The organism is Amycolatopsis roodepoortensis (assembly GCF_014873915.1).
In the GTDB taxonomy this organism is placed as follows: Bacteria; Actinomycetota; Actinomycetes; order Mycobacteriales; family Pseudonocardiaceae; genus Amycolatopsis; species Amycolatopsis roodepoortensis.
The window spans coordinates 516,147-540,525 of the sequence record NZ_JADBEJ010000005.1 but is presented as its reverse complement, the minus strand read 5'-3'; the positions used below and the strand labels follow the sequence as shown (position 1 = coordinate 540,525).

Annotated in this window: 26 protein-coding genes; 10 read left to right on the top strand and 16 right to left on the bottom strand. The window is 70.0% G+C overall.

Annotated features, from left to right (window positions below):
- Window positions 1–74: 74 nt before the first annotated feature.
- From H4W30_RS22040 to H4W30_RS22015, 6 genes are all read right to left on the bottom strand, one after another.
- A complete protein-coding gene (locus tag H4W30_RS22040) occupies window positions 75–1,253 on the bottom strand; it encodes an ABC transporter substrate-binding protein (RefSeq protein WP_192744585.1) in 1,179 nt (392 codons plus the stop codon).
- On the bottom strand, window positions 1,250–1,642 hold the full coding sequence (locus tag H4W30_RS22035) for a nuclear transport factor 2 family protein (RefSeq protein WP_192744584.1): 393 nt from the start codon (window positions 1,640–1,642) through the stop codon (window positions 1,250–1,252). The genes H4W30_RS22040 and H4W30_RS22035 overlap by 4 nt, the downstream gene beginning before the upstream one ends.
- A gap of 9 nt (window positions 1,643–1,651) precedes the next feature.
- Complete coding sequence (locus H4W30_RS22030; RefSeq protein ID WP_192744583.1) at window positions 1,652–2,419, bottom strand: MoaF C-terminal domain-containing protein; 768 nt, start codon at window positions 2,417–2,419, stop codon at window positions 1,652–1,654.
- Between the two features lie 40 nt (window positions 2,420–2,459).
- Window positions 2,460–3,440, bottom strand: a complete 981-nt coding sequence (locus H4W30_RS22025; protein ID WP_192744582.1) for an AraC-like ligand-binding domain-containing protein — start codon at window positions 3,438–3,440, stop codon at window positions 2,460–2,462.
- A gap of 81 nt (window positions 3,441–3,521) precedes the next feature.
- On the bottom strand, window positions 3,522–4,004 hold the full coding sequence (locus tag H4W30_RS22020; protein WP_192744581.1) for a hypothetical protein: 483 nt from the start codon (window positions 4,002–4,004) through the stop codon (window positions 3,522–3,524).
- A gap of 52 nt (window positions 4,005–4,056) precedes the next feature.
- Window positions 4,057–5,163 (bottom strand): abortive phage infection protein, encoded by a 1,107-nt coding sequence (locus tag H4W30_RS22015; protein ID WP_192744580.1) that lies wholly within the window; start codon window positions 5,161–5,163, stop codon window positions 4,057–4,059.
- A gap of 39 nt (window positions 5,164–5,202) precedes the next feature.
- On the opposite strand from H4W30_RS22015, the gene H4W30_RS22010 reads away from it, so the two are divergent.
- A complete protein-coding gene (locus H4W30_RS22010) occupies window positions 5,203–5,847 on the top strand; it encodes a TetR/AcrR family transcriptional regulator (RefSeq protein WP_192744579.1) in 645 nt (214 codons plus the stop codon).
- On the opposite strand, the gene H4W30_RS22005 is transcribed toward H4W30_RS22010, so the two are convergent.
- Both H4W30_RS22005 and H4W30_RS22000 read right to left on the bottom strand, forming a co-directional pair.
- Entirely contained in the window at window positions 5,775–6,740 is a 966-nt protein-coding gene (locus tag H4W30_RS22005; protein WP_192744578.1) for an LLM class flavin-dependent oxidoreductase, read from the bottom strand. The two genes, H4W30_RS22010 and H4W30_RS22005, sit on opposite strands and share 73 nt — an antisense overlap.
- Window positions 6,741–6,800: 60 nt before the next feature.
- A complete protein-coding gene (locus tag H4W30_RS22000) occupies window positions 6,801–8,126 on the bottom strand; it encodes a cytochrome P450 (protein ID WP_192744577.1) in 1,326 nt (441 codons plus the stop codon).
- A 149-nt stretch (window positions 8,127–8,275) separates the two neighbouring features.
- On the opposite strand from H4W30_RS22000, the gene ilvD reads away from it, so the two are divergent.
- Window positions 8,276–9,955, top strand: coding sequence for a dihydroxy-acid dehydratase (gene ilvD, locus H4W30_RS21995; RefSeq protein ID WP_192744576.1), 1,680 nt, complete (start codon window positions 8,276–8,278; stop codon window positions 9,953–9,955).
- Window positions 9,956–10,149: 194 nt separating this feature from the next.
- Window positions 10,150–11,262 (top strand): helix-turn-helix domain-containing protein, encoded by a 1,113-nt coding sequence (locus H4W30_RS21990; RefSeq protein WP_225949815.1) that lies wholly within the window; start codon window positions 10,150–10,152, stop codon window positions 11,260–11,262.
- A 3-nt stretch (window positions 11,263–11,265) separates the two neighbouring features.
- Here H4W30_RS21990 and H4W30_RS21985 read toward each other — a convergent pair whose 3' ends face one another.
- Together H4W30_RS21985 and H4W30_RS21980 are read right to left on the bottom strand one after the other, a co-directional pair.
- Window positions 11,266–13,578: an ATP-binding protein gene (locus tag H4W30_RS21985; RefSeq protein ID WP_192744575.1), complete on the bottom strand. Its 2,313-nt coding sequence runs from the start codon at window positions 13,576–13,578 to the stop codon at window positions 11,266–11,268.
- An 88-nt stretch (window positions 13,579–13,666) separates the two neighbouring features.
- On the bottom strand, window positions 13,667–13,900 hold the full coding sequence (locus tag H4W30_RS21980) for a hypothetical protein (RefSeq protein ID WP_192744574.1): 234 nt from the start codon (window positions 13,898–13,900) through the stop codon (window positions 13,667–13,669).
- Window positions 13,901–14,057: 157 nt separating this feature from the next.
- On the opposite strand from H4W30_RS21980, the gene H4W30_RS21975 reads away from it, so the two are divergent.
- The 4 genes from H4W30_RS21975 (at window position 14,058) to H4W30_RS21960 (ending at window position 17,442) form a co-directional block, all read left to right on the top strand.
- Window positions 14,058–15,236: a sensor histidine kinase gene (locus H4W30_RS21975; protein ID WP_192744573.1), complete on the top strand. Its 1,179-nt coding sequence runs from the start codon at window positions 14,058–14,060 to the stop codon at window positions 15,234–15,236.
- Window positions 15,237–15,908, top strand: a complete 672-nt coding sequence (locus H4W30_RS21970; protein WP_192744572.1) for a response regulator — start codon at window positions 15,237–15,239, stop codon at window positions 15,906–15,908.
- A gap of 86 nt (window positions 15,909–15,994) precedes the next feature.
- Window positions 15,995–16,570: a dihydrofolate reductase family protein gene (locus H4W30_RS21965; protein WP_192744571.1), complete on the top strand. Its 576-nt coding sequence runs from the start codon at window positions 15,995–15,997 to the stop codon at window positions 16,568–16,570.
- 38 nt (window positions 16,571–16,608) lie between these two features.
- Window positions 16,609–17,442, top strand: coding sequence for an ABC transporter ATP-binding protein (locus H4W30_RS21960; RefSeq protein WP_192744570.1), 834 nt, complete (start codon window positions 16,609–16,611; stop codon window positions 17,440–17,442).
- 17 nt (window positions 17,443–17,459) lie between these two features.
- On the opposite strand, the gene H4W30_RS21955 is transcribed toward H4W30_RS21960, so the two are convergent.
- Window positions 17,460–17,873: an ATP-binding protein gene (locus H4W30_RS21955; RefSeq protein ID WP_192744569.1), complete on the bottom strand. Its 414-nt coding sequence runs from the start codon at window positions 17,871–17,873 to the stop codon at window positions 17,460–17,462.
- A 154-nt stretch (window positions 17,874–18,027) separates the two neighbouring features.
- On the opposite strand from H4W30_RS21955, the gene H4W30_RS21950 reads away from it, so the two are divergent.
- Window positions 18,028–18,378 carry an STAS domain-containing protein gene (locus H4W30_RS21950; protein WP_192744568.1) on the top strand — a complete coding sequence of 117 codons (351 nt, stop codon included), beginning with the start codon at window positions 18,028–18,030 and terminating at the stop codon, window positions 18,376–18,378.
- 12 nt (window positions 18,379–18,390) lie between these two features.
- Here H4W30_RS21950 and H4W30_RS21945 read toward each other — a convergent pair whose 3' ends face one another.
- Window positions 18,391–18,831: an STAS domain-containing protein gene (locus H4W30_RS21945; protein ID WP_192744567.1), complete on the bottom strand. Its 441-nt coding sequence runs from the start codon at window positions 18,829–18,831 to the stop codon at window positions 18,391–18,393.
- A 229-nt stretch (window positions 18,832–19,060) separates the two neighbouring features.
- A complete protein-coding gene (locus tag H4W30_RS21940; protein WP_126732163.1) occupies window positions 19,061–19,399 on the bottom strand; it encodes a winged helix-turn-helix transcriptional regulator in 339 nt (112 codons plus the stop codon).
- Between the two features lie 68 nt (window positions 19,400–19,467).
- On the opposite strand from H4W30_RS21940, the gene H4W30_RS21935 reads away from it, so the two are divergent.
- A complete protein-coding gene (locus H4W30_RS21935) occupies window positions 19,468–20,025 on the top strand; it encodes a carboxymuconolactone decarboxylase family protein (RefSeq protein ID WP_192744566.1) in 558 nt (185 codons plus the stop codon).
- Here the strand turns inward: H4W30_RS21935 and H4W30_RS21930 are convergent.
- On the bottom strand, window positions 20,022–20,231 hold the full coding sequence (locus tag H4W30_RS21930) for a hypothetical protein (protein WP_192744565.1): 210 nt from the start codon (window positions 20,229–20,231) through the stop codon (window positions 20,022–20,024). The genes H4W30_RS21935 and H4W30_RS21930 overlap by 4 nt on opposite strands.
- Before the next feature lie 56 nt (window positions 20,232–20,287).
- Window positions 20,288–21,268, bottom strand: coding sequence for a LysR family transcriptional regulator (locus tag H4W30_RS21925; RefSeq protein ID WP_192744564.1), 981 nt, complete (start codon window positions 21,266–21,268; stop codon window positions 20,288–20,290).
- A 90-nt stretch (window positions 21,269–21,358) separates the two neighbouring features.
- On the opposite strand from H4W30_RS21925, the gene H4W30_RS21920 reads away from it, so the two are divergent.
- Window positions 21,359–22,774 carry an aminopeptidase P family protein gene (locus H4W30_RS21920; RefSeq protein ID WP_192744563.1) on the top strand — a complete coding sequence of 472 codons (1,416 nt, stop codon included), beginning with the start codon at window positions 21,359–21,361 and terminating at the stop codon, window positions 22,772–22,774.
- Window positions 22,775–23,054: 280 nt separating this feature from the next.
- Here the strand turns inward: H4W30_RS21920 and H4W30_RS21915 are convergent, their stop codons facing one another.
- The gene (locus H4W30_RS21915; protein ID WP_192744562.1) at window positions 23,055–24,185 is read right to left on the bottom strand and encodes a metalloprotease; all 1,131 of its coding nucleotides are present in this window, start codon (window positions 24,183–24,185) and stop codon (window positions 23,055–23,057) included.
- Window positions 24,186–24,379 lie beyond the last annotated feature (194 nt).

Below are 24,379 nucleotides of genomic sequence, written 5' to 3'. Positions count from 1 at the left end.
GTATGAGGGGAGCTCGTGAGTGGTAAGGACGGTTCTAACCGCCCTTACCACTCACGAGACCCGGCCAGTACGACCTACTTCTTGGGAATCCGCAGCCAGTCGTTCGCGACGAGCTCCCATTTGTTGGTGCCGGAGGCGAGCTTGATCGGCCAGCCCGCGGTGTTGTCGTGGTGCGTCTGACCGGGACCGAAGACGTACGGCGTCCCGACCATCGGATCGGTGATCGGCTTCATCTCGCGCAGTGCCTTGGTCACCGACTCGCGGGTGATGTCACCCTGGATCCCGCGGATGACGTCGAGGAAGTACTTCGCCGCCAGGTAACCGCCCTGGCTGAACGAGGTCAGCGGGATGTTGTTCTTGGTCATCAGCTCGCGCCAGTCCTTGTTCTGCGGGCTGGTCGCGTCGGTGAACGGGTAGAACTCGGCGGGCACGTACACCCCGGCGCCGGCGTTCGTGATGGCCTTGGCGTAGTTCTCGCTGTAGACGCTGGTGAGCAGCAGCCACGTGACGTCGTTCCAGCCCTGCGCCGCGGCGGCCTTGAGCTGTCCGATGGAATCCGGCTCGACCGGGTTGACCGTGATCGCCTTGCAGCCCGCGTTGCGCGCCTTGACGATGTAGGAGGTGTAGTCGGAACCGCCGTAGGGCACGGTCGCGTCGAGGTACTTGAGCTTCTTGCCGGTGATGGCCGACCATTCGTCGATCGCCGCCTGATACGACGGCAGCGTGTTGCCCGCGATCTCCAGCAGCGCGCAGATGTCGTTCAGCTTCAACGTTTCCGAGCCGTAGAGCAGAGTCAGCGTCATGTCGTGGTACGGCCCGACGTTGACCGGGGCGATGTTCGGGCTGGAGAAACAGGCCGGGTCGACGCCGATACCCTGCATGGACAGGATCTTCTGCTGCTCGTAGTACTTGTTGTTGATCTCGCACTCGATGAGGCTGGACGAGCCGACGAGCGCCACCGCCTCGTCACGGCCGACGACCTCGCGGGCCGCCGCGGCCGCGGCCGCCGGGTCACCCTTGTCGTCGAGGGCCTTGTACTGGATCTGCCTGCCGTTCACGCCGCCGCTCGCGTTGGCCGCGTCGAAGACGGCTTTGGCCGCCTGGGAGGCCTCGGGGAACGTCGCCGCGCCGCTCAGCGCGTTGACCGAACCGACCACGATCGGCCCGCTCGAACCGCTTTCGGAGCCGGCACAGCCCGCCGTGGCGAGCAGGACGGCCGAGGCGAGGGCGACGAGGCGCCGCGCGGGTTTCACCGGTTCCCCATGGCTTCGGCGACGGGTACGGAGTCGACGATCTGCTCGAACGAGGAGACCTTGCCGCCGTCGAACTTCCACACATGCGCGACGCGGGCGGTGAACGAGCGGCCGGTCTCGCGGTGCTTGCCCTGATAGGTCCCGATGCCGATCACCGTGTCACCGGCGTCGTGAAGGTCGCCGAGGGTGAAGGTGTAGCCGTCCCAGTCCTTCGCGATCGCGCCGAAGACGTTGTCGCGTACCTCTTCCGGGCCGGTGTACGTTCCGGCGTAAGGGAAACCGGCCGCCTCCGTCCACGTCGTCGCGGGACCGAGCGGGGCCAGCATGCCCGCCAGATCTCCCCGGTCGCTCGCGGCGTAGTGCGCGGCGATGATGTCTAGATTGGACACTGGGGCTCCTTAGACCGGTTGCGCGTCGGGATAGGCGACGGCGCCGAGTGGGTAGATGTGCCCGCCCGCGCGGGAATGTTCCGACCGGCCGTCGCCGGTCAGGCCGAGGAAGACGCCGGTGGTCTTCAGCGCGTAACCGAGGTCGTGCAGCCACACGCTGGCGACGGCGATGCGGAATTCGCGGAAACAGAACAGGTAGAGCCCGTCCTGGAACTTCCACACCGTCGACAGGTCCATGTCCCCGTGACCGCGCTGCACGCCTTCGAGGCATTGCCAGGCATAACGTTGTGAGGACACGTACACGTGCTCGTAGAGATGTTCGGGGCTGTAGCGGTAGATGTTGCGCTTCCCGATCAGGTCGCGCGACGGACCCGGCACCTCGCCGGTCGGCGTCCCCGCGTCGGTCGTGCCGGACCAGAACGTCTGGGAGACACGGGGAACGCCTTCGACGTCTTCGGCGCCGATCACCGAACGCACGGCGAGCGCGCGATGTGTCGTCGTGGAGAAGACGACGGTGAGGGCTTCCCCTTCGACGCTGGTGTGTGGGAGATTGACGAAGAAGACGTCTTCCCGGACGGCGACCGCGTCGTAGGGATCCTTGATGCCGTTGCAGGTGACGGTTTCAGCGTCTTCGAACCGCAGCGCGAGCGTCTTCCCGTCGTCGAGGGTGACGGTGAGCTCGCGTCCCGACAGGTCCGCGTTCGGCAGGCGGTAGGTGGCTATTCCGGCGGCGAACTCGTCATAGGTGCGCCACTGTTCCTCGGGTGCTTCGGGCATGCGGTCATCGTCGGGGCGACCGCCCGCGAAGGGGAAGCCGTCACGCGCTGGGCGGCAACAACCGGTCGCTCACGGTCAAGCCGCGGCGCAGTTCGCTCGGCGAGCAGCCGAATTCCGTCTTGAACACCCGGCTGAAGTGCGGCGCGTCGACGAAACCCCACTTCGCCGCGATGGCCGCGACGGGCCGGGAACTGTGCACCGGGTCGAGCAGTTCGCGGCGGCAGTGTTCGAGCCGCCGGGTGCGGATCCAGCCCGAGACGGTCGTGCCCTGCTCGTGGAAGAGACCGTGCAGATGCCGGGTGGAGATGTAGTGCTCGGCGGCGATCTGCGCCGGGCCGAGATCGGTGGAGGAGAGGTTCGCGTCGATGTAGGCGAGCACGCGGCGCATCAGCTCGTGGTGCGGTCCGGCGGTCGCGCGGGCGAGGTCCAGTTCGCTGGCGAAGAGCGTGGCGAGCAGATCGACCGCCGTATGCGCGAGCCGGACGCCCGCCGGCCCGCCGAGCTGGTCGAGGTTGCTGCCGAGTTGCGCGAGGAAGGGCACCACCACGTTGCCCATGCCCCGCTTGCCCGACATGGGCACCGCGGTCAGCTGGCCGACCAGGTCGCGGGGGAGATCGATGAGCCGCTGCGGGAACATCACCACGAGCGTGCGGAAATCCTCTTCGAACGCCAAGGTGTACGGCCGGTGCGTGTCGTACAACGCCACGTCTCCGGGGCGCAGCATCGCCTCGCGGTTGTCCTGCACCAAGAGCCCGGTCCCGGACAGGATCAGGCTCAGCTTGTAGTAGTGCCGGTCCGCCCTGGCGATGAGCTCGGGCGTCCGTTCGACCACGTGCGCCGACGCGGTCACCTCGGTCAGCTGGACGTCGTCCGCGCCGCACGAGCGGATACGGCCGCGGAAGTGGTCCCGGTGCTCGCTCGTCACGTGCAGCGGCACGAAGGATTGCGACACCACCGTGCGGAAATCGGTGAAATCTCGCGCGACCGTGGTGGTGGTCGGGTCGGCGGTGGCGGTGGTCACGGGGGTCACCTCGCAGCATCGGGGGGTGAATTTCATATACGATAAGCGATACGATGCTGCCGGGCAATGATCGTGCCGAGGTCAGTCGGCGAGGCGGAACAGGAGGGTCCTCGGGTCCACGTCGACGGGTACCACCGTGCCCGTTTCGTAGCGGCCGACGTCTTCGGTGAGCACGCGCGCGCTGAACGGCGTCACCCCCGGGCCGGTGACGACGAGGTCGACGTCGTCCGCGGGAGTGCTCACTTCGCCGACCCAGATCCGTTTGCTGGACACGACTTCGGCGTTCGCCCGGACCCCCGACCGGTCGAGCCCGCGGTGGGCCTCACGGGCCTTGGCGTTCTGCCGGAGATGCGATCCGACGGTGCCCAGCCCGCCGAGCGTGAACACGACGCCCATGGCGATGACGACCAGGCGGTCGTCATCGCCGGGCGCGAAGCGGGTGCTGATCCAGAGCAGGGCCGGGCCGATCAGGACCAGGACGGTCATGAAGAAGCCCAGAAGACCGCCGATGACGGTGAAGGCGGGCAGCTCCGGGGCTTCCTTGCCTTCACGGTCCGTCGTCACGGCCGTGAGGTTACTGACCGGTTTCCGTCGCTGGTCCGGTAAAAATGCCCGCTTACCCGCGGTTGTGCCGGGCGAGCGCGCCGAAGGACAGCTTGCGCTCGAACCGGTACGGCGAATTGTCGTCGTCCTGCCGCGCCCGCAAGGTTTTCACCAGGCTGTACGAGGCCATGTCGAGATCGAACTCCGGCCGGTCCGGGCGATGTGGCAGGTCCGGCGCGATGAAGGTGTACACGTGCGCGCCCCGCAGGCCCGCCTCGGTGAACACGCGCAGCAGGCGGGCGAGGTGGTCGGCCTGTTCGCGTTCGTCCCGCACATGGCCGGGTTTGATCCGGGGCGGGACCTGCTCGTAGTCGACGATGTCCCAGCCCATCCCGCCGGCCTGGGCGGCGCCGGTGAAGGTGCACGAGCCGAACTCCAGCACCATCACCGGTTTGCCCCACTTCCGGTACTGGGCGAGGTCCTTTGTGTACTCGGCATCCGTGGCGAAGTACGGGTAGTAGTCGATCCCGACGATGTCGAAGAGGGTCCAGTCGACCGGCTCCGCGCCGCCGATCGAGGCGTAGGTGATCCGGCCGCGGAAGTTCCGGCGTGCGACGTCGGCCGCCCGCGCGAGGAAATCGGCGAGCCGGTCCATGATCTTCGGCCATTCCTCCGGCGGGATCGTGGCCATGTTCGCGATCCGCTCCAGGTAGGTCTCCCCGGGCACGATGCCGGGGGTGAAGAGGAGGTGTTCGCATCCGGTCACGAACTTGACGTCGTCACCGTGGCGAAGCCGCTCCGCCTGCCTGGCGGTTTCGGCCAGATGGTCGAGGACCTGATCCTGGGGGTGGTCGTAGAGGCGGGGCTGGACGTAGACCTCCAACCCGCGGCGTAGCGCGGTGGACGTCGTCTCGGCGAGCCTGCCGACGTCGGTGCCGAACGCGGTGATCGACGGGCAGCGCAGCTCGTCGGCGATCACCCTGATCTCTCGCTCCAGCTGGCCTCTGCTCCAGCGCACCCGGCTCAACGGTTCGCCCGCGGCATGCAGGACGCCGGCGTCGTAGGCGACCCCGCCTCGCAGCCGTCGAGGTTTGCCCGCCGCCTCGGCCATGCCCCCGCCGAGACTCGTGACCGCCACCGCTCCCGCGACGGATTTCAAGAACGTCTTGCGACTGATCATGACTGTCCCCTCGCTAGTTGCTCAACTAGGCTACTGTTCATGCAACCAGAAAATGAGCCGGGCGGCCAGGAGCGGCGCTCGTTCATCGAGGAGGCGCGGCGCGCGCAGATCGTCTCGGCGACCATCGAGACCATCGCCGAGATCGGTTACGCGAAGGCGTCGTTCGTGCAGATCGCGCGGCGGGCGGGGATCAGCCCGGGGCTGATCACGTATCACTTCGTCAAGCGCGAAGAGCTGATGAAGCAGGTCATGCTGACCGTGCACACCTCGATCGACCAGGCACTCGGCGCGCGGGCGGAAGGCGCTGAAAGCTATGCCGCCGCGCTGCGCGCCCTGATCGAGGGATTCGTGTTCTATGCCGCCGAGCGGCCCAAGGAGATGATCGCGATCGGCCAGATCGCCGCGGCGTCAAGGGATGCCGAGGCCGCGCGGAGCTGGTTCGAAGAGCAGAACGCGAAGACGCTGGCCGAACTGGAGGACATGTTCCGGGAAGGGCAGCGGGAGGGGGAGTTGCGGGAGTTCTCGCCGCGGGTCATGGCCGTGTCGGTGCTCGCCGCGATGGAGGCCGCGCCCGCCGAGCTGATGGCCCGGCCGGACACCGGGGTGGCGGTCTACGCGCGCGAGCTGGCGGACCTGTTCGAACACGCCATGAGGCGTCCGGCCAGCGAGGCGACCAGTTCGTAGGAGCGGCGGCGGTCGGCGTGGTGGTAGAGCGGCGTGGTCACCATGAGTTCACCGGACCTCGTCTCTTCGAGGATCCGCCGCAGTTTCGGGACGAGTGTGTCCGGGCTGCCGGTGAGCACGGCGCCGGAGCGTTTCGCGATCTCCGCGCGATCGTCCGCGGTGTAAGGGAAAGCGGCCGCGTCCTCGGGGCTGGGCAGGCGGATGCGGTGGCCGCGGATCCGGCTGAGCACCTTCAGCCGGGTCGAACCCGCGAGCCACTCGGCGCGTTCGTCGTCCTCGGCCGCGATGACGGAGACGCTGACCAAGTCGGCCTCCACCGGCGCGGCCGGCGCCAGATGGTGGGCGAAGGCGTATTTGAGCCCGTGTTCCGCCGCCAGCGCGGCGCTTTCGGGAGAGCGGCCGAGCAACCAGAGCGCCGGGACGTTGCCGCCGAGGACGGGGATCGCCTTCACCTCGGCGTCCTCGGGCGGGTCCAGGTGGTACTGGAGTTCGGTCAGCTGCTCGCCGAAGGCTTTCGTCCTTTGTGGACGAACCGCCGCGGAGGCCGCCTTCGAACCGCCCGGCGCGCGGCCGATCCCGAGGTCGATCCGTCCCGGATGCAAGGCGGCCAGCGTCCCGAACTGTTCCGCCACGACGAGCGGCGGATGGTTCGGCAGCAGGACACCGCCCGCGCCGACCCGCAGGCGCTTCGTGGCGTTCGCGAGGTGGGAGATGAGGACCGCGGGCGCGGAACTGGCGACACCACGCATGCCGTGATGCTCGGGAACCCAGTAACGGTGGTAGCCGAGGTCTTCGGCGAGCCGTGCGAGATCGACCGTGTTGAGCAATGCCTCACGCGGTGTCGAGCCCTCGACGATGGGGGAGGTGTCCAGCACCGAGAGAGCGGGAGGCATACGGTCCCTTCTCGTGAGTGGTAAGGACGGTTGGAACCGTCTTTACCACTCACGAGGCGGTCAGGCGAGTGCGGCGGGAAGGGTCTCGAAGCCGCGCAGGATCCGGGTCTCCCGCCGGCGCGCCCCGTCGAGCAGCCGGAGGCCGGGGAAGCGCTCGAAGATCGACCGCAGCCCGATCTCGCCCTCCATCCTCGCCAGCGAAGCTCCGAGACAATAGTGCCGCCCCGCGCCGAACGACACGTGATCCCGCGCGTTCGCGCGTTCGACGTCGAAAGTGGCGGGGTCGTCGAAGATCTCCGGGTCCCGGTTGGCGCCCGCGAGCACGGTGGTGACGATCGCGCCGCGTTCGATCCGGGTCCCGCCGATCTCGGTGTCCCGCGCGGAAAGCCTGCCGGTGAGCAGCACCGGCGGGTCGTAGCGGAGGATCTCGTCGACGGCGTTGCTCCACAGGTCCGGATTCGCCCGCAGTTTCGCGAGTTCGCCCGGGTGCCGGGTGAGCAGGGCGATGCCGTTGCCGAGGAGGTTGACGGTCGTCTCGAAGCCGGCCGCCAGCACGAGTCCGGCCGTGGCCTTGAGTTCTCGCTCGGTCAGGCCGACGCCGTCCTCGCGGGCGGCGATCAGCTTGCTGAGCAGGTTGTCGCCCGGGTTCTTCCGCAGTTTCTCCAGATGCAGCGTGAGCCACGAGTCGAACTCGGCGAGCGTCGCCTCCACCGTCCGGAAGGTCCGCCACGGCAGGCCGAGGTCGAGGCTCGGGGCCGCGGCGCCGCCCAGCGCGAGCACCTTGTCGCGTTCTTCCGGCGGTACGCCGAGGATCTGGCTGATCACGGTGACCGGCAGGAGCCCGCAGTACCGCTCGATGAGGTCGACGGGGTCCGCCGGGTCGAGGCCGTCGAGCAGTTCGTCGGTGATCGCCTGCGTGCGCTCCCGCAGTTGCTCGACGGCGCGGGCGGTGAAGACGCGGGTGACCAGCTTCCGGTAGCGCGTGTGGTCGGGCGGTTCGCTGGCGAGCAGCGACGGCGGCTCGATCGGGTGGATCAGCCCGGACGACGACCACGCGACCAGCCGGTTGAGCAGCGGGTTGTCCGGGACGAACCGCACGGTTTTGAACGCGTCGCTGGTCAGCACCTCTTTGCACGCCGAATGCCGGGTGCTGACATGCCCGACCCGGGTGGTGGCGATGGCGCCGTGCGAGCGGATCTCGTCGAACAGTCCGCTCAGATCCGCTCCGCCGCTCGCCTCGACGGACAGCCTGCCCTGGAGGTCGCCCCGGCGCGCCGCGACCCGCAGGGCGACGCGGGGAATGGCGTGGCCGATGCTCCAGCGGGTGACCGGTTTGGCGATCGCCTCCGCCTTGTGCCGGAAGGGAGCGGTCTTGAGTGCGAACATCAGGACTCCGTCCGTGCGGGTTCCCCGTCGAAGGTATCGGAACGACGTGTCAGTAGCCAGCGGCCCCGATCGCCGCGGAGCGGTGAGTTGCGCTGGGCCCGCCGGGTTGGCAGCGTGCCCGGTGTCCCGCCACGAAGAAAGGTGTTCCGATGCCGCAAGACCAGCCGGATTTGAAACCTCGTTCACGCGACGTGACCGACGGCCTGGAGCGTGCGGCGGCCCGCGGCATGCTCCGCGCGGTCGGGATGGGCGACGACGATTTCGCCAAACCGCAGATCGGGGTGGCGTCCTCGTGGAACGAGATCACGCCGTGCAACCTGTCCCTCGACCGGCTGGCCAAGGCGGTCAAGAACGGCGTGCACGCGGGCGGCGGCTACCCGCTGGAGTTCGGCACGATCTCGGTGTCCGACGGCATTTCCATGGGCCATGAGGGAATGCACTTCTCGCTGGTCTCCCGTGAGGTGATCGCCGATTCGGTCGAGACGGTGATGATGGCCGAGCGGCTGGACGGCTCCGTGCTGCTGGCGGGCTGCGACAAATCCCTGCCGGGCATGCTGATGGCGGCCGCGCGGCTCGATCTCGCTTCGGTCTTCCTTTACGCGGGCTCGATCATGCCCGGTCAAGTGGACGGCCAGGACGTCACGATCATCGACGCCTTCGAAGCCGTCGGCGCCTGCCTGGCGGGGAAGATCACCCGCGCCGAAGTGGACAGGATCGAACGCGCGATCTGTCCCGGCGAAGGCGCCTGCGGCGGGATGTACACCGCCAACACGATGGCGTCGGTCGCCGAGGCGCTCGGCATGTCGCTGCCCGGGTCGGCCGCTCCGCCGGCCGTCGACAGGCGCCGTGACGGGTTCGCCCACCGGTCGGGGGAGGCCGTCGTCGGGATGCTCCGCCAGGGCATCACCGCGCGGCAGATCATGACCATGGAGGCGTTCGAGAACGCCATCGCCGTCGTGATGGCGCTGGGCGGCTCGACCAACGCCGTCCTCCACCTGCTCGCGATCGCGCGCGAGGCGGAGGTCGATCTGCGCATCGACGACTTCAACCGGATCGGGGACAAGGTCCCGCACCTCGGCGACCTGAAGCCGTTCGGGAAGTACGTGATGAACGACGTCGACAAGGTCGGCGGCATCCCCGTGGTGATGAAGGCGCTGCTCGACGCCGGGCTCATGCACGGCGACGTGCTCACCGTGACCGGCAAGACCATGGCGGAGAACCTCGAAGGCATCGCCCCCGCCGGCGTCGACGGCGAGATCATCCGCCCGCTCGACCGCCCGATCCACAAGACCGGCGGGCTGACCATCCTCAAGGGATCGCTGGCGCCCGAAGGCGCGGTAGTGAAGTCGGCGGGCTTCGACGAATCGACGTTCACCGGCACCGCGCGGGTGTTCGACGGCGAGCGGGCCGCTCTCGACGCGCTCGCCGAGGGCCGGATCGTCGCCGGGGACGTCGTCGTCATCCGCTACGAAGGCCCCAAGGGCGGGCCGGGGATGCGGGAGATGCTCGCCATCACGGGCGCGATCAAGGGCGCCGGGCTCGGGAAGGACGTCCTGCTCATCACCGACGGCCGGTTCAGCGGCGGCACGACCGGGCTCTGCGTGGGCCACATCGCCCCGGAGGCCGTCGACGCCGGGCCGATCGCGTTCGTTCGGGACGGCGACCCGATCACCCTCGACGTCGCGAACCGGACACTGGAGGTCGAGATCGACGACATCGAGGCACGCAAGGAGGGCTGGACCCCCAAGCCCCCGGCGTACACGCGCGGAGTGCTCGGCAAGTACGCCAAGGTCGTCCGCAGCGCCGCGCACGGAGCCGTTTGCGAGTAGAGCGGCCGAAGTACATGAAGGCCCCCTTCCTTGCGCCTAGGTACGGGAAGGGGGCCTTCATGTACTTCGGTAGGGCGCCACGAACGGGTGATGCGTAGGGCGGAGAGGCGCGAGTACGTAATTCACCCGATGTGCCCCGCTACTCCGGAGTAGCAGACTCGGCGGCCCGACGATTCCCGCTGCTCCGGAGGTCGATGATGACCCTGACCGCGTCCCACGCCCCAGCCCGTACCGCCGCGCTCGTGATCGCCCGCGTGGTCGTCGACGGGATCCGGCACTCGTTGCCGGAGCACGCGTCACTGTTCGACGCGCGAGCCACGGAGTTCGTCGCCTCGGTACTGGAGCACGACGGGATCAACCTGGGCATCGCGGCGGGCGCGGACGCCTTCCGCCAGGTCGGCGTCGCCGAATACGCGGCGGGAAAGGAACTCGAACGGCTCACTCGCGCCTACCATTCGGCGGGCCGGGCAGCCCTGCCCGCGCTGGCTTCGCTGTCCCGGCAGCCCGGGGCGGGCCCGGCCCTGATGGACACCGGGGTGGAGGCCCTGCTCCGCTGCGCGGACGTCCTGATCCGGCTGTCCACCGCCGCCTACCGCGCGGCGCACACGCCGTCGGTCGCCGAAGTGCGGCAAGACCTGCTGAGGGAGATCTTGAGCGGCCGGCCGCCGTCGAAGTGGGCGGGCCTCGCGGCGGAGGCGGGCTGGGTGCCGCCCGCCCGGGTGGTGGCCGTCGCCGCGGAGCCCGGCGCGGTCCGCGCCTCGTTCGGCCCGGAGGTGCTGGCCGACCTCACCGGCGAGTACCCGCATCTGCTCGTGCCGGACGACATCGAGATCGGCGGCGTCCTGGCGGGGACGCGGGCCGCGGTCGGGCCGGCGGTGGCGCCCGCCGAGGCCGCCGTGTCGCTGCGGTGGGCACGCCGGACCCTGGAGCTGGTCCGGCGCGAGGTGATCGAGGACGGCCCGCTCGTGCGCTGGGCGGACCACCTGACCACGCACTGGCTTTTCGCCGACGAGGTGCTGACGACCGCGCTCGTCGAGCGCAGCCTCGCCCCGATCGACGGCCTGCCCGCGAACGAGCGCGCCAAACTCGCCGAAACCCTCGACGCCATGCTCTCCGCCCGCGGCGGCGCACCGGAGATCGCGGACAACCTCGGCGTCCACCCGCAGACGGTGCGCAACCGCCTGCGCCGTCTCCGGGTCCTGTTCGGTTCCCGGCTCGACGATCCGCAGGCGCGGCTGGACCTGAGGATCGCCTTGCGCGCGGAGCTGCTCACCCCCGAACCGGCGACCTCGATGAAGGTGGCGTGAGCGTCAGGCGGATTCCGCGGCCCGGGTCACCCACGTGGCGACCTGGACGCGGTTGGAGTAGCCGAGTTTGGTGAGGATGTGGTCGATATGGGTGTCCACCGTCCGCCGGGCGATGCCCAGCCGGTCGGCGATCTCCTGGTTCGTCAGCCCCTCGGCGACCACGTGCGCGATCTCGGTCTCGCGTTTGGTGAGCACCTGCGCGGCCTGGTTCCGCGGCTCGGGGGACCGTTCTTCGAGGGCGTACGCGATGGCGTCCCGGGTGGGCATCGCGGCGCCGTCGGCGAACTCCTTGACCGCGACTTCCCAGCCCAGGGCTGTCGTCACGACCTCGGTGTCGGCGAGCAGTGGTTCGGTGAACGCCTCGTAGCGCGTCGGCCACGCGCCCACCGTGCGCCAGACGTTCATCGACGCGCCCTGCAGGATCGCGGCCCGGTTGGGTCGTCCGGTACGGGCCGCGCAGCCCGCCAGCACGGTGAGCGTGAACCCGACGACGACGCGGTCGTCCACGCGGGCGTGCAGGCGCAGGACCTGTTCACAGCAGCGGCTCGCCACCGCGAGATCACCTTGGAGGTACTCGGCGGCGGCGCGCGACCACAGCGCCCAGCCCCGCCAGAAGACCTCGCCCTGCCGCTCGCAGCGTTCGACGGCTTCCGCGAGCACCGCCCGGCCGCGGTCGATGTCGCCGTTCAGCCAGATGGCCAGCCCATGGTTGTAACTCGCCCAGAGGTCCCCGCCTTCGTCGCCGTGTGCGCGGAACAGGTCGATGGCCGTGCCGAACAGGCGTGCCGCCTCGGCCATGTCGTTGCCGATCAGCGCGGCGTAGGCCCGGACGTGGAGCACGTACGCGGCGGCGAGTTCGTCACCACTGGTCTCGGCTTCGGCGGCCGCCCGCTCCAGCATGCACCGGTGGGCGGGAAGGTCTCCTTGCACCAGGGCGAGGAAACCGGAGAGCCACAGCACGTGTGCCCGCCCGGGCACACCCGGCGCGGCGGCCTCGTCGAGACGGCGGACCCACATCCGGCCTTCGGTGTTCAGCCCGCGGACGATCCAGAACTCCTTGACGTCACGCAGCATCCGCAACCCGATGACCGCGTCTTCGGGAGCGCCGGTGCAGTAGTCGAGGGCGACCCGGAGGTTCGCGTGTTCGCGGCGCAGCCGTCCGATCCAGCCGAGCTGATCGGTCTCCAGCCATTCGGCGGCGTACCGGCCGGCGAGCTCGGCGAACCAGTCCCGGTGCCGTTTCCGGAACTCCGCCGTCCCGCCCGTCTCGGTGAGCCGGTCGACGCCGTACTCGCGCACCGATTCCAGCATGCGGTACCGCACGCCGCCGGGGTACTCCTCGCGCAGCAGGATGGACTTGTCGAGCAGCCCGTCGACGACTTCGAGGACCCGTTCGCGCGGCAGTTCGCCGCCGGAACAGACCTGTTCGGCGGCGTCGAGGTCGAAGCTGCCGGAGAACACCGACGCGCGTGCCCACAGCAGCCGTTCGGGCCCCGTGCACAGGTCGTGGCTCCAGTCGATGAGGGCCCGCATGGTCTCGTGCCGCTCCGGCCGTCCCCGCCGGTCCTTCGTGAGCACGGAGAACTGCCGGTCGAGGCGGTCGGCCAGCTGGCGCAGGGACAACGCCCGCGCGCGGACGGCCGCCAGTTCGATGGCCAGCGGCAGCCCGTCCAGCCTGCGGCACAGGCGGATCAGCGGTTCGGCGTCCTCCTCGGTGAGCCGGAACGACGGCGCGACCGCGGTCGCGCGGTCCACGAACAGCCGCACGGACTCGTCGTTCGTGACGCGTTCGAAGGAGTCGCCCTGCTCCGGGATCGCCAGCGGTGGCACCGGCAGGACCCGTTCACCCGCCACCCCCAGCGACTGCCTGCTCGTGGCCAGCACGGTCACCTGAGGGCAGGCCCTGACGACGGTGTCGGCGAACCAGGCGCAGCTGTCGACCAGATGCTCACAGTTGTCCAGCACCAGCAGCAATCGGCTGGCCTGCAGTGCCTCGACGACCACCTCGATGGCCGGTTTCGCCGAGCGGTCACCGAAGCCGAGGACGTTCGCCACGGTCGGCACGAGCAACGCCGGTTCCCGCAGCTCGGCCAGCGACACGAACGCGACCTCGTCGCCGGTCGCCTCGTGGTGGGCGGCGGCGACCCGCCACGCCAGCCGAGTCTTGCCCACACCGCCCGGCCCGGTCAGCGTGACCAGCGACGACGCGTTCAGCAGGCGCCGCGCTTCACCGGTCTCGGCGTCGCGGCCCACGTAGCTGGTCACTTCGGTGGGATCGGCGGACCACCCCGCAAGCGAGCCAACTCCGTCCGCCATGCATTCTCCCGCCGTCGACCGGACCCCGCGCTCCGTCCGATGTAGACGGAAAGCGCCCGGCTGCGGATACTAGCGGACCGCCGACCTCCTAGCGGGGCGCTTGCTTGCCGCGATCATGCGCCCAGCCCGCCAGCACCGTTCCCGCGGCCACGAGCAGCAGGAACACGAGCAACCTGCCGCCCCAGTCACCGGGTACCCAGTCGAACGCGCCCCACAACTGGGTCGCGGAATGATCGAAAAGGCTGCGGATGGCGGCCTGCGCGAAGACGGCGATGGCCACCATCCCGACGATCTGCAGCCCCAGATAGCCGCCCTTGGTCATGCTTCCTACCTCCTGGTCTTCGGTCGGGTCCCAGCTTCGCCCGCGTGATCGGGGTGCACATCGGCAGCGCGTCGCGCGTGGCCTCCGACCAAAGTCGAGCCCCGGATCGTCCTGTGTCCGGCTGCGCCGCCGCGAGCCGGTCGACCATGATGGGCCGGTGATCACCGATGCCCGGCCGCCCGTTCGTGTGTGGGGAGAGGCCTGGCGCCTGCTCGCCGCGGCCGGGCTGGGCGTGCTGCTCTGGCTCGTCACGGCGTCGCAGCTGCCGGTGGGCGCGGCGGGACCGAGGGTCGACTGGCTGATCACCGGAGATCCGCTGATCGCGCTCGCCTGCCTGATCGTCCTTCCGTGGCGCCGTCGCTTCCCGGTCGTGATCACGACCGCGGTCAATCTCGCCACGATGGCTTCGGTGCTGGCGGCGGGCGCGGCGTTACTGGCCCTGTGTTCGCTGGCCACCCGGCGGCGACCGGCCGAAACGGCGTTCGTGGCGGTGTTGTCGGTGGTCACGGCGGTGCTGACGGCCGGCCTCTATCCGCAGCGCGAGGCGCCGGGGCCGTTGTGGCTGATCATCAGCCTTCCCACCTTGCTGGTGGGCATCGTGGTGGCCGTGGGCGCCGCGATCGGGGCACGCCGGGAGGAGGTGCGTTCCCTGCGGCACCAGGTCGAAAGCGCGGAACGCGAGCAGGCCGCACGGGCGGCCGAGGCCCGGATCATGGAGCGGCACCGGATCGCCCGCGAGATGCACGACGTCCTCGCGCACCGGGTTTCGCTGGTCGCGATGCAGGCGGGAGTGCTGGGGCACCGCCCGGATCTGCCCGCCGACCAGGTCGCGGAGCTGGCCCGCGGGATCGCCGACGGCTCCCATCAGGCGCTGGAGGAACTGCGGGACGTCCTCGGCGTGCTGAGGGCGAGCCCGGAGGAGCTGGAACCACCGCAGCCTTCGCTCGCGGACCTGCCGGCGCTGGTCGCGGACGCGCGGGCACTGGGGCTGGACGTCACCTTGACGGCCACGATCCCGGCTGAGCCACCCGACGCGATCGCGAGAACCGTCTACCGGGTCGTTCAGGAGGGCCTGACGAACGCGGGCAAACACGCGCCGGGGGCGAGCGTGGCCGTCACCGTCGAGGGGGAGGCCGGGGACGGCGTGCGGGCGACGATCCGGGATTCCGGTGCGGCGCGGGCGGTCGCGGGGCCGCCCGCCTCGGGTTTCGGGCTGCTCGGCCTCTCCGAGCGGGTGGGGCTGGCAGGCGGCGAACTGGACCACCACACGGAACCAGGCGGCGGATTCGTCCTCACCGCGCGGCTGCCGTGGCCGGTCCGCGAAGGGAGCGAGTGAATGGGCAACGAGCGGGTGCGGGTCGTCCTCGTCGACGACGAGCACCTGGTGCGGATGGCGCTGCGGCTCATTGTCGACGGCGAGCCCGACCTCGTCGTGGTCGGCGAGGCCGCCGACGGCGACGCGGCGGTGACCGTGGTGGGGGAGCAGCGGCCCGACGTCGTCCTGATGGACGTCCGGATGCCTGGGCGCGACGGGCTGAGCGCGACCGAGGAGATCCTCCGGCTGCCGGAACCGCCCCGGATCCTGGTGCTCACGACGTTCGACTCGGACGAGATGGTGCTGGGCGCGCTGCGCGTCGGGGCGCTCGGATTCCTCCTCAAGGACACGCCGCCGCCCCGGATCCTCGCGGCGATCCGGACGGTCGCGACCGGCGAACCCGCGCTCTCGCCCGCCGCGACGTCCCGGCTGATCGCCGCGGCCACCGGGCCGCACTCGTCCGACGCGCGCCGGGCGTCCCGGGAGACCGCCCGCGACCTGCTGGCCACCCTGACCGACCGTGAACGCGAGACCGCGAACGCCATCGCGGAGGGCTTGTCCAACACCGACGTCGCGCGGAGGCTGGACATCACCGTCGCGACGGTGAAGGCGCACACGAGCAGCATGCTCGCGAAACTCGGCGTCGAGAACCGGGTGCAGATCGCCCTGCTCGTCCGCGACGCCGAAGGCTGAAACTTTTTTCCGGCGCCGTGTCGAATCCGTCGTGCCCCGGACGACGCAGTGTCGAAAGCAGTTCGGAACCACCAAGGAGAAACCAGATGCGCACCCTGATCGCCACCGCGTTCGTCTCGCTCGACGGCGTCGTCGAAGGCCCCGGCGGGGAGCCGGGCTACCGCAACTCCGGCTGGACCTTCGACGGTATCGAGTTCGACGAAGCGGCCTACGAGCTCAAGGGGCGTGAGCAGGGCGAGGCCACCGCGATGATGATGGGCCGGGCCAGCTACGAGGCGTTCTCGCCGGTGTGGCCCGGTATGACCGAGGAGTTCGCCGAGTACAACGCGATGCCGAAGTACGTCGTCTCGACCACGCTGAGGGAGGAGGACCTAGTCGGCAACTGGGGCGAGACCACCATCCTGCGTTCGCTCGACGACGTCGCGAAGCTGAAGGAGACCGAGGGCGGGCCGATCATCATCCACGGCAGCGCGGAACTCAACCGGAACCTCGCCGACGCCGGGCTGATCGACCGCTACCACCTGCTGCTGTTCCCGGTCCTGCTCGGTGCGGGCAAGAAGCTGTTCAGCGACACCGACAAGGACAAGCAGAACCTCAAGCTGGTCGAGAGCGAGGCCTACGGCAACGGTGTCCAGAAGCTGGTCTACGACGTCATCCGATGATCGGACCCAGGCGGGCCCCCGGCACGCGTCCTGCGATCATGAACCGCGTGACCAAGCCCGTCTTCGTGCAGCCGAACCTCGACGGACCGGCGCTGGAGCTGTCCGGCGTCGAGGTCCACGTCGGCCGTACGCCGCTCGTGTCGGACGTCGACTGGCGGGTGGAGTACGGCCAGCGCTGGGTGGTCCTGGGCCGCAACGGGGCCGGGAAGTCCACGATCCTTTCGGTGGCCTCGACCCAGCGGTTCCCCAGCGCGGGAACGGCAGTCGTGCTCGGCCACCGGATGGGCGCGGTCGACCTGCGTGACGTGCGGACGCATATCGGCTTCGTCGGGGCGAAGCAGCGGCTGCCGGACGCGGAGAACCACGACGCGCACACGGTGGTGCTGACCGGGTTCAGCGGAAGCGTGCTGCCGCTGTGGGACCGCTACGACGACGCGGCCAGGGACAAGGCGGCGAAACTGCTCGAACTGGTCGGCTGCACCGAACTGCGCGACCGGCCCGTGCACGTCTGCTCGCAGGGCGAGCGCGCCCGGGTCCGGCTCGCCAGGGCGCTCATGGCCGACCCGCTGCTGCTCCTGCTGGACGAGCCGTTCGCCGGTCTCGACCTGCCCGGCCGCGAGGATCTCCTGATGGCGCTGGAGAACTTGACGCTGGCCCAGCCGGAGCTGGCGACGGTCACCGTGACGCATCATCTGGAGGAGATCCCGGCGACGGCCACGCACGCCCTGATGGTGCGTCGCGGCAAGGTCACCGGCGCGGGCCCGATCGACGAGGTCCTCACCGGGGAGGGGCTTTCCGCCTGTTACGAACGGGACGTCGAGGTCCATCGCATCAATGGGCGGTGGGCCGCGCACGCGGTGCGACGTTCGTGAAGACGGGCCGAGCCCGGTCAGGCGGAAGGGCAGGGCCAGGCGAGCCGGACGACGGTCCCGGTCGGCGTGCTCGTCACCGTCGCCTCCGGCGCGAAGGCGCGGATGATCGGCAGGCCGCGTCCGCCGTCCGGGCGACGTCCGTCGCGCCAGCGGCCCTCGTCGGCGACGCTGATCCTGACGTGACCGTCGTCGTGGGCGGCGGTCACCCTCATGACGTTGTCTTCGGTGCCGTCGGGGTACGCGTGCTTGACGACGTTCGTCATCGCTTCGTAGGCGGTGAGCTTGAGATCTTCGGCCAGCTCCCGGGGGAGGCCCCGGCCGAGGGCCCATTTCGCCAGGAGGTCCCGTAACGCGGCCGCCTGTGCGGCTACCGCGGCGACCTCGAGGATTAGCTCGTCGGTGCCGTCGCGCACCGGCTCGTCGATCGGCATCACGAAGCTTCTCCTCGTCGTCCGCCGCGGTCCACGACCGCCGGATCCAACGACAAGGCTAAGGCACCGCCGGGCATCGGGACACGAGTGCCGCGCGAGCGGGCGGCTCCATCGGATATGTTCGAGACTGTCGCGTACCGATCGTGAGGGGTGGATGACGGTGACGAGCGGAGACGGCGAAACCCGGGAGGTCCCGTTCTCGGTGACCGTCGCCAGGCCCGATGGCGCCGAGGTCGTCATCGCGGTGGCGGGCGAGATTGACCTGACAACCTCTGAGGATCTCAAAGAGACCTTCGAGGACGCGCTGGAGCCCGCGCCGGGCAAGCTCGTGGTCGACCTGGAAGCCGTGGAGTTCTGCGATTCCACGGGTTTGGCGACCCTGGTCAGGATCAACGATCGGTGCAGCACACAGGGGGTCGACCTCAGTTTCCTGCCGTCGCCCACGATCCGGCGGCTGGCTTCGAAGACGGGATTGTCCACGCTCCTGCCGCTCGCCGGATCCTGACCGGGCGGCGGCTCAGCGGTTCGGCACTTCGAGGATCGCGTGGTCGAGGTGCCGGTACACGGGGATACGGCTGTCGACGCCGAACAGCTGTAGCAGGCGCAGTACCGGGCGGGCGTCCGTGACCACCCCGGTCGTGCGGTTCTCGGCGCGGGCGCGGGCCGCGGCGGATTCGATGACCCGTAGCCCGGCGACTCCGAGGAAGCCGACTTCGCTGAGGTCGAGCACCGTGGTGGCGGGCAGGCGGCCCGAAAGCGCGCGTTCCAGGCGTCCCGCGGTGGCGAGGTCGATCTCGCCGGCCGCGGCGACGACGAGCAGGTCTTCGTTCCAGCGGATCCGCCGGACCCGCAGCAGGTTCTCGGCCGTGGGACGCGGGCGCGGGATGGTCAGGGGGAGGCCGGCGCGGAAAGAGGGGCCGTCGCGGCTGCTCCGCGTGTACGGAATGCGTTCGGTCATGATGCTGTCTCCCGGATAGCCGGGACGAGACGACAACGGGAAAGCCTGCACAACGGCTGCGCAAGTCAACTCGCCGCCGCGTCGCCCTGTGACAAGGTGCTGGGCCGCGGACATGCGGGTCGTTCGCGCGGGCTGGTGGACTCAACCTCACGTACTTCTCACGGTACGCCGCTCCTCGCGGCTGGCAAGACCGGATGCGGTTAACGGCGGGATACATCATCGTGCATGGTCACTCGCGTAGCGCCTTCTCCCAGGCGAGGCCCCATTTTTCGAGCGGGTGCAACGCGTCGAGGAGTCGTTCGCCCAATGGTGTCAGGCGGTAACCCTCCCCGCCGGTCTCGACGATCCGGGCTTCGGTGAGTTCGGCGAGGCGGGTGGCGAGCACGCTCGAAGACATGAGTTCGCAGCGGCGCCGCAGTTCGCGGAAGCCGACGTCGCCCTGGCGCAGTTCCCAGATCACCCGCAGGGTCCACCGGCGTCCCAGCAGGTCGAGCGCGGCCATGAGCGGACGGCCGGTTTCGGAGCCGCGGACCGGCCGCCCGGGCCGCGGGATCGGTTCGCCGGGCATGGCACCCCCTTGTGCTTCGACTTTCGAAGCAGCATAGTGGTTCTGAAATCGAAGCACTGGAGGTGGTCATGGCCCGGATCGCGCCACTCGCCCCGCCGTACGAGGCGGATGTCGAACAGGCTCTCCGTAAATGGATGCCGCCCGGGGTGGCGCGGGAACCGCTGGCGTTGTTCCGCTTGCTGCAGCGTCATCCCGAGCTGGCTTCGCGGATGCGCGTCCTGGGCGCCGGCCTGCTCGCGCACGGCGAATTACCCGCGCTGGACCGGGAAATCGTCATCGCGCGGGTGACCGCCCGGTCCGGATGCGGCTACGAATGGGGTGTCCACGCCGCGGTTTTCGCGCCGGTGGTCGGTTTGACGCCGGAGCAGCTCGAAGCGACCGTGTCGGGCGACTCCGGGCATCCCGTCTGGTCGGAGCGGCATAGTTCGCTGATCCGCGCCGTCGACGAACTCCACGACACCGCAACGGTTTCCGGCGAGACGTGGGCCGCGCTCGCCGAACACTTCCCGGCGCCACTGCTCTTGGAACTCCTCGTGCTGGCCGGCTGGTACCGGACGATCGCCAACGTCGCCAACGCGGTCGCGCTCGAAGAGGAGCCGTGGGCCGTCCCTTATCCCGGGTCCTAGGACCGGGGTGAGTCGATTTCCCTCGTATCGTCCCGTTTTCGGTCGGAGGACTTCCAGGCGGCGAGAACGCACAGGAGCGCCGCCGCGAAGCCGACCGCGGTGAGGGTCCCGGCCCAGACGGCGCCGGTGCTGGCGAGGAGGTAGAGCTGGACCACCGCGGTGCACGCGTAGACGACCGCCAGTCCCAGCCACAGCCGTTGCGTCATCTTCTCCCGTCTCCGTTCGCCCGGTACGGGGTCCATCGCGGCGAGGCGGGATCGGGTTACAGGCTTCGGAAGAAGTCCACCAGCCCGTCCCACGACCGTGCGCTCCGCCGCCGCTCCCACCAGGTCCGGAACGGGGTCGACGCCATCGCGTGCCGCGTGTATGACGTCATGACCGCGCGGTACACGTTCTCCGCCTGATCCCACGTCAGCCGTTCCTTGCGCCAGGCAAGCACCAGCCGCATCCGCATCGGGTCACCCTTCAACGGCCGGACGACCATGCCGGGCAGTTCGGGCGCGGTGGGCTCGACGAGCTGCACCGCCTGCCCGGTGGCGATCAGGTGCCGTCCGCCGCCGTTCGGGCACTCGAACCGGATCCGCGGCGTGAACCCGGCGCGATGCGTCGCCGCGCGCAGCGACGTCAGCGAGCCGTCCTCGGGGCCGGGCGGGCCGATCCATGCTTCGTCGGCAAGGTCGGCCAGGTCGACTTCGAAGCCGTCGGCGAGCGGGTGCTTCGCGGGGAGACCGACGAACACGGGCACCCACGAGAACAGCACCCGGTGCCCGAGATGCTTCGCCAGCGGCACTTCCTGGTCGTCGGACATGGCGATGACGGCGATGTCGAGCGTCGCGCGGGCCAGCGCCTGCGCCAGCACCGTGCTGGAGGGTTCGACGTGGACGGTCACGTCCAGCCCCGGCAGCGCGTCGTCCAGCCGTTCGACGAAGGTGGGCAGACAGTCCATTTGGGACGATCCGAGCCGGACCGGTCCGTCGCCGAGCGCGCCGAGGAGGTCGCTTTCGAACCGGTCGAACTCCACGAGCAGGGTCAGCGCCCGGCGCAACGTCTGCTCGCCGACCGGGGTCGGGGTCACGCCGGTATGGCTGCGGACGAACAGCGGCGCGCCGATCTGGCGTTCGAGCCGCTGGAGCAGCGAGGTCAGCGACGGCTGGGACATGCCCAGCGCGGCGGCCGCCTGCGAGAGGCTGCCCGCTTCGGCGATGGCGCAGATCGCCCGCAGGTGCCGGATCTCCAGGGCCATAGGCGGAGTCTATCGCCGCCGGTCATTACGGCCCGGCCGTTCGCGGTGCGAAGGTGCGGCCAGAACCGTGACTACCTGAAAGGGGAGCCGATGACCGGCGACCGAACCCGGCCGGATCTGCGCGCGCTGCTGGCCGCCAAGGGGTTCCGGAACTGGATCAGCGACGGGTGGGAGCCCGCCGACACCGCGGTGGACGTGCCGGCGGGTACCGCGGAGGCGGCCGCCGCCCATCGCGGCAGGCTGTCGGCGGAACTGCCCGGTCAGCGGATCGCGCTCGCGGCGGGCAGGGCCGTGGTGCGGTCCAACGACACCTTCCACGGCTTCCGCGCCGACAGCGACTTCGTCTGGCTCACCGGCTGCCAGCGTGAGGGCGCGATCCTCGTGATGACCCCGGCGGGGGACGGCCACCACGCCACGCTGTACGTCCCGCGGCCCGCCGAGGCGCACGAGCCCGACTTCGTCGGCGACGCCGACACCAGCCCGTTGTGGGTCGGCTCCGCCGCCGGACCGGCCGCGTACGAGCGCGCGCTCGGCATCGAATGCCGTCCGCTGGAGGATCTCCCGCACGGTTTGCGCGGACGGAATCCGAGCGTCCTGGTCGGTGCCGGGGTCGATCCCGCGCTCGACGCGTACCGCTTCGGCCACAGCGAACGGCTCCGGACCGTCCTCGCGGAGCTCCGCCGGATCAAGGACGACTGGGAGATCGGCCAGTTGCGCGCCGCCGTCGACGCCACGGCCCTCGGGTTCGCCGACGTGCTGGCCGCGCTTCCGGAGGCGGTCCGCGGTGGCGGGGAACGCTGGCTTCAGGGCACCTTCGACCGCCGTGCCCGCAGCGAGGGGACCGGACCGGGCTACACCTCCATCGTGGCGGCCGGACCGCACGCGCCGATCCTGCACTGGACGCGCTGCGACGGGCGGGTGACCGAGGACAGCCTCCTGCTGCTGGACGCCGGCGTCGAGGTGGATTCCCTGTACACGGCCGACATCACCCGCACCTTCCCGGTCGGCGGGGAGTTCACGAAGGCGCAACGCGACGTCTACGACCTCGTGCACAGGGCGCACGTCGCGGCGCTGGGCGAGGTCCGTCCCGGCCAGGACTACGGCGCGTTCCAGGCGACGGCGCTGCGCGTGCTCGCGGAGGGTCTGCACGATTGGGGCCTGCTCCCGGTGTCGGTGGACGAAGCGCTGTCGCCGGACGGGCAGCAGCACCGCCGGTACATCGTCTGCGGTACCGGCCATTTCCTCGGGCTCGACGTCCACGACTGCGCCGCCGCGCATCCGTCGGCGTACCGCGAGGGCACGCTCGCCGAGGGGATGGCGCTGGCGGTGGAACCCGGTCTGTACTTCCACGCCGGCGACCGCACCGTGCCGCCGGAGCTGCGCGGCCTCGGCGTCCGGATCGAGGACGACGTCGTGGTCACTCCAGCGGGGTACGACCTGCTCTCCGGCGGTTTCCCCTCGACCGCCGACGAGATCACCGCTTGGGTGCGGGCGGCCGGGAGCTGAAGGGCGGGTGAGGGGTAAGGCAAAGGTGGCGTAGGCCGCCAAGGAGTCCGGCACGCTCAACGTCGGCGTGGCCGGGCCCGGTACCGCCCTGGCGAGCATGTCGCGAAAGCCACTTTCGAGACGTCTGATGTCCCGAAAGTGGCTTTCGCGACACCGCTTCCCAGGCCGCCACCGACCGGACCCGGTAGGTATCCAAGAAGAACCATCAGTACTGCTCAAATGTGTCCCTTGTGGACACTCCTGGAGGGCCGGGCCGCGGCCCGGCCCTCCAGGGTCCCGGTCAGTACCAGATGGTGTGCCCGGCGAGGATCCGCTCGGCGGCACCGGTCGTGGACAGGCCGACGGCGGGCCGGTCCTCGGTGAAGTATTCGCGGAAGTCCTGGCTGAAGTGGCGGGTCATCAGCGCGATCGTGCGGTCCCAGTTCCCGCCGTCCGGGCCGTCCGGCGCCCACAGGTCCAGCAGCGACGAGCCGACCCGGCCCTGCACGGTGTCGCCGTCGTCCCAGCCGGGTGTGGGGCCATCGTTCTCGAAGCTCACCGACGTCCCGTCGTCACGGACGTAGCGGTAGTCGCCGAGGGCGTAGGCGGCGACGGCGTCGGCGAATCCCTCTGTCCAGGCGCAGGATTCCGAACTGTGCTTCTCGACGTAGTGCGGGTTGCAGTCGTCCACGACGGGGAAGTCGCGGCCGTAGAGCTGCCACTGGAGCCAGTGTCCCGCCTCGTGGAGGATGAGGTGTTTGGAGTCGGGCATCGTCGCGCCCAGGAAGACGTAGTTCGTGTTCGGGTAGTCCCAGTAGCCGCCGTCGGCGACCCGCGGGTCCCAGACGAATGTGATGCGGTCGCAGCGCCCGTCGGCCTGCCGCGCCGTCCAGCACGACGAAGAGGGGTTCGCGCGCTTCCAGTACAGGACGTTCATCGTGTCCACGACCTTCCACGCCCGCTGCAGCGACGAAGGCACCTTCACCGTGCCGAGGTCGACGGTGCCGGAGACGTTCGTGCGGCGCGCCGAGTCGAACGTGTAGTCGGTGGTGTCGTTCGCGGCCTTCACGACCCGCCACATCGAGGTGCTGCTCGACCGGAACCGCACGTACGCCTCGGCGAGGGACGCGGTGTGGCAGGCGGTGAACCGGCCGTCGGACGCGCCGGTGATGCCGGCGGCGAGCCTGGTCGCCGTGCCGGAACCGGTGCGGCCCCACAGTTCCCAGTTCGCGTTCCGCGCCACCTGCGTGCGCAGTGGTTTGCTCGTCCCGGCTTCGGCGTCGTAGTGGTCGAAGGCGAGTGTGCCGGTGAGACAGGCGTTCGCGGCCGCCGTCGCCGGGGTGGCGGCGGCCGCGGTCAGTCCGAGGGTCGTGATGAGCACCGCGCCGAACGCCCGAAGTCGTCGGCCCGCGGATCTGCGGATCAGCTGCACGGGAATCTCCTCGCTGGAGGGAATCGACGGTGCGCCCGTGACCCTGTGTCGACGGTGACACACCGGTTGGTGATGGAGTTTCATCGCGGTCCGCGCGGTCCACCATCGCGCCGCCCCATCGGCCTCGGCTATGCCCCCCGGCGCCGGGAGGCGTGTCATGATGTCCGCGAACTCGATCGGCAAAGCGAACGAGG

Bases quoted from the DNA above. Each gene is read 5' to 3' on its own strand.
- H4W30_RS21945 (WP_192744567.1), bottom strand. From the start codon at position 18,831: ATGACCGAACGCATTCCGTACACGCGGAGCAGCCGCGACGGCCCCTCT.
- H4W30_RS21955 (WP_192744569.1), bottom strand. From the start codon at position 17,873: ATGCCGATCGACGAGCCGGTGCGCGACGGCACCGACGAGCTAATCCTC.
- H4W30_RS21990 (WP_225949815.1), top strand. From the start codon at position 10,150: ATGATGACCCTGACCGCGTCCCACGCCCCAGCCCGTACCGCCGCGCTC.
- H4W30_RS22010 (WP_192744579.1), top strand. From the start codon at position 5,203: ATGCAACCAGAAAATGAGCCGGGCGGCCAGGAGCGGCGCTCGTTCATC.
- H4W30_RS21950 (WP_192744568.1), top strand. From the start codon at position 18,028: ATGACGGTGACGAGCGGAGACGGCGAAACCCGGGAGGTCCCGTTCTCG.
- H4W30_RS22005 (WP_192744578.1), bottom strand. From the start codon at position 6,740: ATGCCTCCCGCTCTCTCGGTGCTGGACACCTCCCCCATCGTCGAGGGC.
- H4W30_RS21940 (WP_126732163.1), bottom strand. From the start codon at position 19,399: ATGCCCGGCGAACCGATCCCGCGGCCCGGGCGGCCGGTCCGCGGCTCC.
- H4W30_RS21960 (WP_192744570.1), top strand. From the start codon at position 16,609: ATGAACCGCGTGACCAAGCCCGTCTTCGTGCAGCCGAACCTCGACGGA.
- H4W30_RS21935 (WP_192744566.1), top strand. From the start codon at position 19,468: ATGGCCCGGATCGCGCCACTCGCCCCGCCGTACGAGGCGGATGTCGAA.
- H4W30_RS21925 (WP_192744564.1), bottom strand. From the start codon at position 21,268: ATGGCCCTGGAGATCCGGCACCTGCGGGCGATCTGCGCCATCGCCGAA.
- H4W30_RS22000 (WP_192744577.1), bottom strand. From the start codon at position 8,126: ATGTTCGCACTCAAGACCGCTCCCTTCCGGCACAAGGCGGAGGCGATC.
- H4W30_RS22030 (WP_192744583.1), bottom strand. From the start codon at position 2,419: ATGCCCGAAGCACCCGAGGAACAGTGGCGCACCTATGACGAGTTCGCC.
- H4W30_RS21930 (WP_192744565.1), bottom strand. From the start codon at position 20,231: ATGACGCAACGGCTGTGGCTGGGACTGGCGGTCGTCTACGCGTGCACC.
- ilvD (WP_192744576.1), top strand. From the start codon at position 8,276: ATGCCGCAAGACCAGCCGGATTTGAAACCTCGTTCACGCGACGTGACC.
- H4W30_RS21965 (WP_192744571.1), top strand. From the start codon at position 15,995: ATGCGCACCCTGATCGCCACCGCGTTCGTCTCGCTCGACGGCGTCGTC.
- H4W30_RS22015 (WP_192744580.1), bottom strand. From the start codon at position 5,163: ATGATCAGTCGCAAGACGTTCTTGAAATCCGTCGCGGGAGCGGTGGCG.
- H4W30_RS21980 (WP_192744574.1), bottom strand. From the start codon at position 13,900: ATGACCAAGGGCGGCTATCTGGGGCTGCAGATCGTCGGGATGGTGGCC.
- H4W30_RS21985 (WP_192744575.1), bottom strand. From the start codon at position 13,578: ATGGCGGACGGAGTTGGCTCGCTTGCGGGGTGGTCCGCCGATCCCACC.
- H4W30_RS21920 (WP_192744563.1), top strand. From the start codon at position 21,359: ATGACCGGCGACCGAACCCGGCCGGATCTGCGCGCGCTGCTGGCCGCC.
- H4W30_RS21970 (WP_192744572.1), top strand. From the start codon at position 15,237: ATGGGCAACGAGCGGGTGCGGGTCGTCCTCGTCGACGACGAGCACCTG.